General features: G+C 61.0%; 7 protein-coding genes. 3 read left to right on the top strand and 4 right to left on the bottom strand.

Annotated features, from left to right (window positions below; all coding sequences use genetic code 11):
• Nucleotides 1–112 precede the first annotated feature (112 nt).
• Nucleotides 113–1,855: an L-arabinonate dehydratase gene (gene araD / locus ACILSL_RS01645; RefSeq protein WP_395730250.1), complete on the bottom strand. Its 1,743-nt coding sequence runs from the start codon at nt 1,853–1,855 to the stop codon at nt 113–115.
• A gap of 311 nt (nt 1,856–2,166) precedes the next feature.
• Here araD and ACILSL_RS01640 point away from each other — a divergent pair, with 311 nt between their 5' ends.
• Both ACILSL_RS01640 and ACILSL_RS01635 read left to right on the top strand, forming a co-directional pair.
• Nucleotides 2,167–6,108 carry a PVC-type heme-binding CxxCH protein gene (locus tag ACILSL_RS01640; RefSeq protein WP_395730249.1) on the top strand — a complete coding sequence of 1,314 codons (3,942 nt, stop codon included), beginning with the start codon at nt 2,167–2,169 and terminating at the stop codon, nt 6,106–6,108.
• A complete protein-coding gene (locus tag ACILSL_RS01635) occupies nt 6,105–6,626 on the top strand; it encodes a hypothetical protein (protein ID WP_395730248.1) in 522 nt (173 codons plus the stop codon). The genes ACILSL_RS01640 and ACILSL_RS01635 overlap by 4 nt, the downstream gene beginning before the upstream one ends.
• Before the next feature lie 192 nt (nt 6,627–6,818).
• On the opposite strand, the gene ACILSL_RS01630 is transcribed toward ACILSL_RS01635, so the two are convergent.
• Nucleotides 6,819–7,121 carry a hypothetical protein gene (locus ACILSL_RS01630; protein WP_395730247.1) on the bottom strand — a complete coding sequence of 101 codons (303 nt, stop codon included), beginning with the start codon at nt 7,119–7,121 and terminating at the stop codon, nt 6,819–6,821.
• Between the two features lie 62 nt (nt 7,122–7,183).
• Between ACILSL_RS01630 and ACILSL_RS01625 the strand changes: the two genes are divergently transcribed.
• On the top strand, nt 7,184–8,617 hold the full coding sequence (locus tag ACILSL_RS01625; RefSeq protein ID WP_395730246.1) for a S41 family peptidase: 1,434 nt from the start codon (nt 7,184–7,186) through the stop codon (nt 8,615–8,617).
• 121 nt (nt 8,618–8,738) lie between these two features.
• On the opposite strand, the gene ACILSL_RS01620 is transcribed toward ACILSL_RS01625, so the two are convergent.
• Nucleotides 8,739–10,301 carry a fused MFS/spermidine synthase gene (locus ACILSL_RS01620; RefSeq protein WP_395730245.1) on the bottom strand — a complete coding sequence of 521 codons (1,563 nt, stop codon included), beginning with the start codon at nt 10,299–10,301 and terminating at the stop codon, nt 8,739–8,741.
• A 13-nt stretch (nt 10,302–10,314) separates the two neighbouring features.
• Nucleotides 10,315–10,794, bottom strand: a complete 480-nt coding sequence (locus tag ACILSL_RS01615) for a nuclear transport factor 2 family protein (RefSeq protein ID WP_395730244.1) — start codon at nt 10,792–10,794, stop codon at nt 10,315–10,317.
• Nucleotides 10,795–10,800 lie beyond the last annotated feature (6 nt).

Genomic DNA, 10,800 nt, shown 5'->3' with positions numbered 1-10,800 from the left:
GCCGGGAGGTTTTTTTGTGCCTCAATGCAAAGCAGCTTCAAGCATATTTGAACAATGCTGCCCCGCCCAATCATCAGCGCGTGAATCCAGCCCGAAAACGCCCTGCCCACTTCTAAAAGATGTCCGGCTCCGGCACCGCTGGCCCATGCTGCAGGAAGTCAAAATCCGCCCCCTGATCTGCCTGCGTCACATGCTCCACATACAGCTTGGCGTAGCCACGGTGATACCGCACAGGCGCAGGCTTCCAGTCAGCACGGCGCTTTTCCAGTTCCTCATCGCTCACGTGCAGGTGCAGCTTACGGTTCGGCACATCCAGCTCGATCAAGTCTCCCGTCTTCACCAGCGCCAGCGGACCACCCACCGCACTCTCCGGTGCGATGTGCAGCACGCACGCCCCGTAGCTCGTGCCGCTCATGCGGCAGTCGCTCAGGCGCACCATGTCACGGATGCCCTGCATGATCAGCTTCTTCGGAATCGGCAGCTGCCCCCACTCCGGCATGCCCGGCGCACCCACAGGCCCCGCATTGCGCAGAATCAAGACACTGTCCTTCGTCACATCCAGATCCATGTCATCGATGTTCTTTTTGAGCTCGGCATAGCTGTCAAACACCAGCGCAGGCCCGGTGTGCGTGCACAGCTCCTTCGTCGCGGCCGCATGCTTGATCACCGCGCCATCGGGGCACAGATTGCCGCGCAGGATTGCCGTGCCGCCATCTGGCTGCAGCGCATTCGCCGGCGTGCGGATCACATCCTCATTGTGAATGATGGCATCTTCAATGTCTTCACCCAGCGTCTTGCCCGTGATCGTCGGCACATCCGTGTGCAGCAGCTCGCGCATGCCGTTCAGCAGCGCACGCAGACCACCCGCCAGGAAGAATTCCTCCATCAAATACTTGCCCGCAGGCCGCATGTTCGCCAGCAGCGGAATCTTACGGCTGATCTCGTCAAACTTCTCCAGCGGCAGCTTGATGCCCAGACGTCCGGCCATCGCCACCAGATGCACGATCGCATTCGTGCTGCCACCCAGCGCCATGTCCACCGCGATGGCATTTTCAAAAGAACGCTCGCTCACGATGCCTGATGGCTTCCGATCCAGCCACACGTTCTCCACGATCTGCCGACCCGCCGCCGCCGCGATCCGCGTATGCGCGCTGTCCACAGCAGGAATCGATGACGCCCCCGGAATGCAAAGCCCCAGCGTCTCCGCCAGCGCCGTCAGCGTGCTCGCCGTCCCCATCGTCATGCAATGCCCCGGACTACGCGCGATCCCGTCTTCGATCTCACACCACTGCTCCCAGCTCAGGTTTCCGGCACGCTTTTCATCCCAATACTTCCACACATCGCTGCCGCTGCCCAGTGTGTCGCCACGCCAGTTGCCCTTGATCATCGGCCCGCAGGGCATGTAGATCACCGGGATGTCCATGCTAAAGGCACCCATCAGCAGCCCCGGCGTGGACTTGTCACATCCGCCCAGCAAAACCGCTCCGTCGATCGGATTCGCCCGCAGCATCTCCTCCGTCTCCATCGCCAAAAAGTTGCGGTGAAACATCGCCGTCGGCTTCGTCAGCATCTCCCCCGCCGACATCACCGGAATCTCCATCGGATGTCCACCCGCTTGCAGAATACCACGCTTCACCGCATCCGCCGTCAGTCGCAGGTGCATGTGACAGGAGTTCAGATCACTCCACGTGTTCAGAATCCCGATCACCGGCTTCCCCACAATATCCTCGCTCCCCCACCCCGCCTGCTTCGCCCGCGAGCGATGCCCAAACGAGCGCAGTTCATCACGGCCATACCAGCGCCAGGATCGAAGTTGTTCAGGAGTTTTGCGAGTCGGAGTGTTTTCAGAGGCCATTGGAAAAGGGATAACAAGATTCCCCGCCATTAACAGGCCAGATTTCACCCGGTCAAATCAGTCTCGCAGTTTCCCGCTCTCTCATCAGCCCCCGCCCATTCTGGTTCCGTGTATTCAGTGTATTCCGTGGTTAAAAAAACTCTGCCCCCTCTGCCTCTCCGCTCCTCTGCGGCAAAACCGCACGTCCCCACCGCCCCCTAATTCGTCATTCGTCATTCGTCATTCGTCATTCGTCATTCGTCATTCGTCATTCGTCATTCGTCATTCGTCATTCGTCATTCGTCATTCCCCCCTCTCGTCCGACATCCCCCTTGCCCTCTCTCCGTAGCTTCTGCTACAACCAAGCCCCCACCATGCGCTCGCTGCTCTCCCTCTCGCTCTGCCTCCTCTCCCTCAACCTCTTCGCCGCCGGCAAAGAACTCGAAGGCGAGCGCGCCGCCGCCACCACCGTCTGCCCCACACCCGAGGAAGCCCGCGCCCTCATGTCCGTGCCGGACGGCTACGAAGTCCGCTGCTTCGCCCATGAACCCATGGTGCAAAACCCCGTCGCCATGACCTGGGACCACCGCGGCCGCCTCTGGGTCGTCGAAGCCTACGAATACCCCGAAGGCACGCCCCTCCCTGAAAACCAGCGCCCCTTCGGCGGCGAAGCCAAGGACGACCAATACCACCCCATGCCCAAGCTGGGCGATAAAATCCCCCGCGACCGCGTCATCATCCTCGAAGACACCGACAATGACGGCACCGCCGACAAGCGCACCGTTTTCGTCGAAGGCCTCAATCTCGCCAGCGCCATCATCTGCGGAGACAGCGGCATCTACGTCGGCCAGCAGCCCCACCTCATCCACTTCCGCGATGACGACGGCGACGACAAACCCGACGCCTGGCGCGTCGTCCTCACCGGCTTCGGCCGCGAAGACACCCACGAGCTCGTCAACAGCTTCACCTGGGGCCCCGACGGCTGGCTCTACATGACCCACGGCGTCTTCACCAACAGCAAAGTCCGCCGCCCCGGCCAGCCCGAAAAAGAAGGCTTCAAATTCGACGCCGGCATCGGCCGCGCCCGCCCAAGTAGCGCGGGCAATCCCGCCCGCAGTCCGGCCAGTGATGCGGGCACTCCTGCCCGCAATTCCGGCAGTGATGTGGGCACTCCTGCCCGCAAAGAAAACTCCGCAAACACCCCCGCCCCCTCCTGGGAATTCGAAGTCTTCGCCGACGGCACCAGCAACCCCTGGGGCTGCGACTACGACGCCGCCGGCAACTTCTTCGTCAGCGCCTGCGTCATCGATCACTTCTTCCACATGGCCCCCGGCGGCATCTACACCCGCCAGGGCGGCGCGCCCGAGAACCCCTACGCCTACGAACTCCTCCCAAGCATCGTCAAGCACAAGCACTTCCGCGCCGCCTACGCCGGCATCCAGATCTACCAGGGCGGCCGCTATCCCGCCGACACCCATGGCCACGCCTTCATCGGCAACATCCACGACAACGCCATCCACGAAGAAGTCCTCACTCCCGTCGGCGCCACCTTCAAATGCGAGCCCCGCCGCGACTTCCTCCGCGCCAACAACGGCTGGTTCCGCCCCGTCAGCACCCAGACCGGCCCCGACGGCTTCCTCTGGATCATGGACTGGTGCGACAAATACCCCTGCTACCAAAACGCCAAAGCCAACCCCGAAGGCGTGGACCGCGAACGCGGCCGCATCTGGCGCGTCGTCACCACCGACTCAAAATCCAAAACCACCCGCGACACCGCTGATCTCGACCTCAAAAAACTCGCCACCCCCGATCTCGTCCAAACCCTGGAGCATCCCAACAACTGGATGCGCCGCATGGCGCGCAGGATGCTCGTGGAAAACGCCCCCTCCCTCGATCAGAACTCCTCGAAGAGTCTGGGGCTGCAGCTTTGGAAAAAGGCAACCACTGGCGATTCATTGGAGCAGATGGAATCTCTCTGGCTGCTCCACAGCCTGGCAAGCTCATGGGGTCTGTTGTTCAGTAGCAAGGAGGCTGGCAAGATCGTTGATTCCGGCACCCAAACGGCTCGAGCCTGGCTTATCCACCTTATGGCAGACGCTCTGCGTCCTGGACAAAAAACAGGCAATTTGTTAACGGGCGGCGGCCAGCATGGATTATTCAGCACAAGGAACAGCTTTTCATCCAGGCTTGATATTCCAGCGGACGCCCCCGCAGAAGCTATTTTTACTACCAGCGAATCGGGCGCTGACGTTCTGGCACGCATTCGCCTCATCCTTGCAAATTCAGATCCAAGCACCCGACTCGCCGTGGCAGTTGCCCTTCGCCAGCATGCCGCCACTTCTTTGACTGGCCCGAAAAGACTCGCCGCCATTTTTCCGGAGAAGGAAATTTTCGACACCTACCTGGCTCTGATCAAAGCCTGCAAAGATGATACATCGGACAACACACGCCTCCTTTTCTGGACCGGCTTCGAGGCATTGATGGTCGAGGTGATTGGCAGTTGGGAGGCTTATGCAACTGACGGAAAGAAATCCCGGTGCTTGGAGAGGCTCGCCGAAATGCTCGAACAAGGTCGCCCGTTCTCAGATCAAATTGCCTACAAGGCGGCCCGCCGTTTGTGCGAAATGAGAGAAGGCGGCATGTCAGGAACCCAATATGCTTTGCAGCTCGTTGGCCTGATCGAACAAACCCCCGCGCTCTTGAAGCAGGCCCTGCGCGGGATTGTCGATTCCTCCCCCATCACAAAAAAGGATGATCCGAGTATCGGCGCGCGTTTCGCCAGCTGGCGTTCACATTCTGACACCGACGTCCGCAAACACGCCCAGACCCTCGCCGTCCTCTGGGGCGATGAAGCCGCCCTGCAGGAAACCATCACCGCCCTGCGCGACACCACCAAGCCCGAAAAAGAGCGCGTCGCCCTGCTCCAGTCCATCGCCAAGGTGAAGTCAGATATCGTCAAAAAAGCGCTGCTGCTCCTGCTCACCGAGAACACCTCTCCCGCCCTCTCCGTCGCCGCCATCCGCGCCGCCGCAGACTTCGGCACCGATGACTTCATCGCCCCGCTGATCGCCGTAGCGCAAGCCTCCGGCTTGCCCTCCGCCCCTCAAACACGTGGCCTCCTCTACAATGCCGCCGTCGAGGCCCTCTGCTCCCGCACCCCCTGGATGCACGCCCTGCTCGACGCCATCGGTGCAGGCAAAGTCAGCGCCACCGGCTTCCCCGCCCCCGTGCGCCGCGCCCTCGCCACCAGCCAGGACACCGCCACTCGCAATCATGCCGCCAAAGTCCTCGGCGCCTGGCAGGACTCTTCCGACGACGTCAAAGTCCTCATCGCGAAAAAGAAACAAGCCTGCCTCACCGGCGAGCCCGACCTCGCCAATGGCAAGCTCATCTTCACCTCCACCTGCATGGTCTGCCACGAGTTCCACGGCGGTGGCCAGAAAGTCGGCCCCGATCTCATCGGCAGCGGCCGCAGCAATCTCGACGCCATCCTCGCCAACGTCATCGACCCCAATCAGATCATCGGCAACGGCTACGAAAACTTTACGGTCTCCACCAAGGACGGCCGCACCCTCGCCGGTCGCGTCGTCGAGGACACCCCCGCTCACGTCAAACTCCTCGGTGCCGGCGGCGCCTCCCAGATCGTCCCACGCGATCAGGTCGCCACGCTCACCAACACCAAGCAGAGCCTCATGCCCATGGGCTTCGGCAATCTCCCAGACACCGCCTTCCGCGACCTCATCTGGTACGTCCTCGCCCCGCCGGAAGAAGGCCCGCTCACCAAGGAGAAAAAAGACCTCCTCATCAAAGGCGTCGAAGAGACCGTCCCCTCCAAACCCAAAAACAGCTCCCGCGCCATCGACTGGGAAAGCGTCAATCTCTGGAACCCCGCATGGACCGTCAGCGCCCCCGACTTCGAGCGCACGCCTATGAAACTCAGCGAATACTACGGCAAAAAGAACGTCCTCCTCATCCACCCCTTCCCTGACAAGAAAACACCCGCCAGCTTCGAGCGCACTTTCAAAGTCGAACCCGGCAAAACCAAGCTCACCGCCACCGTCGCCGCCGACGATCGCGGCGACTGGACCGCCAAAGCCCTCATCAATGGCCAAGTCGTCAAAGAGCTCACCGTGGACCACGAAAAGCCCCGCTGGAAAACCCTCGATCTCGACCTCTCCAAATACTCCGGCCAGCAAATCACCCTCCGCCTCGAATCCCACGCCAACGGCTGGAACATGGAGTTCGCCTACTGGGCTGGGATTGAGGTGGAGTGAGCCAAGACTCTGCTGTTATGCCCCGGAGAAAACAAATCGAACTAATCTGGGCACTGCTGATCGGTGCAGGCACCGCTGCCAGCTTGATTGCCGCCTCTTCCAATCGTGACTGGCAGCTGATAGGCCTTTCTTCGTGTGGCAGCTTCGTGGCCTTTGCCATCCTCGGGTTGGTCAGTTATCTGACCCTGCCACCAGGTGACCGTTCCCGGCCTGCGCCGCCATTGGAGAAAAGCAGGCTTGTTATCGGCGCTCACCTCAAGGCTGTCATTCCTGACCTTGAAGGCTGGGAAACCTTGGAGTTGCTCACCCGCAATGGCCGGTTCGACAAGTCCACTCATCACCATGCACTTCTCGGCAAGACTCAGCGGCATGAATCGGGCAGCTGGGAAGTAAGACTCGAATTCCGTGACGAACTTCTGGTCGCGTATTCGTTGTCCTTCTCCTCCAGCAAATCGTGGTCGCTCTATCGAGCGTCAGGCTGGGTGTCACGACGCGCGGCCATCATGACCGCAGGCTGATGCTTGCCGCGGCATGCCGGATTCCCCCACTTTTTGGTGTCGCCCGCTTGAAATCATGCAGGATGCCCCAGCACTCCTTCCACCCTGACCCTCAGCCTGATTCTTCACGCCGCCCCTCCGCCTCGGAGCCCACGCCAACGGCTGGAACATGGAGTTCGCCTGCTGGGCGGGGATCACGCTAAAGTAATCACATCACTTCCGAAGACGTCTGATGATGAATACGAAGGCTTCAATCCCGACAATGATGAGCCCCCATTCTGTCCATCCACTGGCCACCAGTTGGCCATAGGTCCGACCATCGAGATGGATCTTCATCGTCGTCGGAGTCATGCCAGACGGCGTTTCCTCGTAGGTTCCAATGCTGGGCGAATAAAAGCGGTCCTCGGTTGAGTGGAAATAAGGATTCAGAACAGTGAGGATGGCCGCGAGCAGCAAATAACAGAACCAGCGGGAATAGGGAGGCTGCAGCATCTGGGGTTGGGAGCTTGTTTGCATGCAGCGCCATGCTGGCAGAATTTCCCCTGTCGCAAAAGCCCGGAATCATGCAGGATGCCCCCATGCGTCGCGCCCCCGCACTTCTCTCCCTTCTGGCCCTCAGCCTGAGCCTTCAAGCGGCCCCTCCGTCCCCGGCTCCAGCCACAACTCCCGCTGCACCCGCAACGACCCCAGCGCCCGCTGCTCCCAAGCCAGCCGTCAAACCACCGGCTGAGCCCAAGCCCGCCCCGAAGCCAGACCCCAAAGCCCCGGCCGCCCCTCTTCCCAAGCCCCCGCCTGAGGACGCCTACACCCAGATGGAGATGCTCACCCGCGCCATGGAAATGGTGCGGCAAAACTACGTGGACGAGTCCAAGATCACCTACGCCGAGCTCGTCGAAGGCGCCCTCGAAGGCATGCTCCACAAGCTCGACCCCCATTGCGAATACATGGGCAAGTCCCTCTTCGAAGACATGCAGCGCGAGCAGAGCGACACCTCCGAAGGCATCGGCATCACCATCGCCCTCCGCCAGGGCATCCTCACCATCATCACCGTCCGCGAAGACGGCCCCGCCAATGCCGCCGGCATCCTCTCCGGCGACCAGCTCGTCCGCATCAACGACGTCCTCACCGACTCCGTCGGCATCGCGGAGGCCATGCAGCTTCTCAAGGGCAAGACCGGAGATGAAGTGAGCCTCACCGTCCGCCGCCCTGGCACCAAGCAGTTCCTCGAGTTCAAGGTGAAACACGAAACCCTGGCCGAGACCTCCGTGCATGATCCCATGCTGCTCTCGCCCAAGATGGCCGGAGATTACAAGATCGGCTACGCTCGCATCTCCCAGTACAACCAGCCCACCCCTCGCGAGCTCAGCAAAGCCCTCGATGAACTCGAAAAGCAGGGCATGAAAGCCTTCGTGCTCGACCTGCGCAACAACCCCGGCGGCCTCGTGGACAGCGCCGTCGCCGTGTGCGGCGAGTTCCTCCCCGAGGGCACCGTCGTCGTCACCACCGAAGGCCGCGTCGCCTCGCAAAACCCGCCGCCCTTCCGCACCCCCTCGCGTAATGGCAAAGAACCCCGCAAATACCCCATCGCCGTCCTCATCAATCAGGGCAGCGCCAGCGCCTCAGAGCTCACCGCCGGCGCCCTGCAGGACCTCAAGCGCGCCATCATCGTCGGCACCACCAGCTTCGGCAAAGGCAGCGTGCAGACCATCCTGCCCATGAAAAACGGCGCCGCCATGCGCCTCACCACCGCCAAGTACTACACCCCCAGCCACCGCACCATTCACGAAAACGGCATCGAGCCCAACATCGTCTCCGCGCTCACTTCAGACGAAGAACTGCGCATCGCCAAATGGCGCGCCTCCCACGGCACCGGCGAAGCCGCCGCACTCGAGCTCGCCAATCTCGGCGACAAGCAGCTCGAACGCGCCGTCGACTCTCTCAAAGGCGTCCTCGTCTTCGATGCCTTCGTCGCCCCCACTCTCGCCCCCGCCGCCAAGCCGTTGGAAAAGTAGTCATCGCTTCCAGCAGCGTGAGCACGCTATCCGTAGGATGGGTGTGGCGACAGCCCGCCCGTCTATGAGTGCGTGAAAAACACACTGGCATCCGCCTCACCACCACACGGCGAAATCGCTGCTACTCCAGCAACCCCCGCGCAATGATCGCATCCACCGGATTGTGATCATCCGTAAAAACATAGGCCGACCGCGGCACCGTACCCGCAGGCACATGCGTACGGATCAGCTGTTCCTGCCAGGAGCCTTGCTTCACATAGCGATCCACAATCAGCGGCTTCAAATCTTCGCGTGAGGCCATGAGGATCACATTCTGCGTTTCATCCCGGCGGTAACCAACGGCAAACACCTCCACATAGGGAAAGGCTTTCCGCACCGTGGCGATCATGCCCGAAGTCAGCTCCGCCTTCGGCCCGGAAATCGAGGCGATCAGGTTCATGATGAAGACCCCCTTCGGTTCCAGATGATCCGCGATCTGCTGATAAAACTCCTGCGTCGCGAGATGCGGCGGAATCTGCCGGATGCCGTTGTACGCATCACCAAAAATCAGGTCCCACTTCTTGCCATTATTCTGCAGCAGGTACCGGCGCGCATCACCCGCATGCGCCTTCACATGAGGATGCTCGTCCAGCTTGAAAAACTTGCGCCCGACTTCGATCACCTGCGGGTCAATTTCCACCACATCGACGGCCGCCTCAGGAAATTCACGCGACACATTCTCCGGCATGCCAAAGGCCCCCGCTCCAATAAACAGTGCGCTGTCCACCTTCGCCGGCTCGCGCAGCAGGGCCAGCTTCCAGTACTGCTGATACGGCAGAATCAGATCGCCGGTGTTCGCGTCCATGCCGCCTTCCATCGTCGAATCCAGCTGGAGGATCCGGCGCTTCACATCGCCCTCGCTTCGCTCGCTGACTTCGATGTGATGATAAAACGACTCATGCTCAAAGATCACCCCCGGCTTGGGTTTCGGCGCCGTCATCCAGCTCATGCCAAAGGCAAACAGGCCGCTCAAAATCACCGGAGCCTGCTGCTTCAGGGTGTTTTTGGCCAGCACGAATGCGGCAATCGCCAGCACCAGCAGCAGCGCCGCCGTGCCGAAAAAGATGCTGCGCACTCCGAAGGTGGAAAGCAGGAAAAAGCCGGAAAGAAAGGTGCCCACAAAACTGCCCAGAGAGCCAAGCATGCTGATCGTCCCCGCCGCCGCACCCACGTGAGTGTCCTTCAGCGTCAGACTGTAAAAGCGCACCGCAGCCGGCGAGACCGCACCGAGCAAAATTCCAGGAATCGCAAACAGCAGCAGCGAAATCATCACCGGCCCGGCTATGAGACCCTGCGCGCTCATCCCGAGAGCAAAGACCGTGTGCAGCGCCGGGATGAAAAAGGTCAGCACTGCAGATCCCGCCAGCAGCCAGCCGAGAAGATCCAGCGCCATCTTGCGGTCTGCCAGATGTCCCCCGAGATAACCGCCCGCACTGAACGCGATCAGGATCACCCCGATCAGCGCGGTCCAGGTATACACGCTGTTGCCGAAGAACGGTGCCAGCAGGCGGTAGGCACAGATTTCAATGACCATCATGGCCGCTCCGGCCAGGAAGCAGGAAATCCCCAGAAAAAGGCGCGTGCCGCGTGTGGCGGCTGCATTCTCTGCCGAAGCGGCGGTAGATTTGGAAGGTGTGTGGGACATGCGTTTGTCGCGGTCAGTCGTTGTAAAAAACCAGGCTTATGATCTTCCACCCGGTGGAGGTTTTGATCAGCGTGAAACAATCGGTGCCAAGCGTGATGTCGGCTCCCTTCGTGAGCTTCCACCGCACGCTGGCCTGGGCGGTGCGCTCATCGCGGAGAATTTTCATGTCCGTGGGCACCTCGGTCATCGGCACCGTGGTGGTGGCATGGCTGAGTTTCTGGCCATGCAGAAAGTCCGTCAGCCCCTGGCTCTGCGGCACGCCCTGATGCACGAAGACGATGCGCGCCTGCTCATGAAAGCAGGCCCCGTAACCATCCATGTCCTTGGCAGACCAGGTGGAAAAGTAATGCGTGAGAAACTCGCGTACGTCAGCGGAGTCTGTCTTGGCCTCGCCCTGGCAGCCCAGCAGCAGCAGCGTCAAAGCAAGGCATGCCACATGGCGAATACAAGACGCCATCGGCTTCAAACGCATGCTTGTTTCGTCATTCGTCATACGGAT

It is taken from the genome of Prosthecobacter sp. (assembly GCF_044222345.1).
Classification (GTDB): domain Bacteria; phylum Verrucomicrobiota; class Verrucomicrobiia; order Verrucomicrobiales; family Verrucomicrobiaceae; genus Prosthecobacter.
This window is presented reverse-complemented; position numbering and strand designations above follow the sequence as displayed.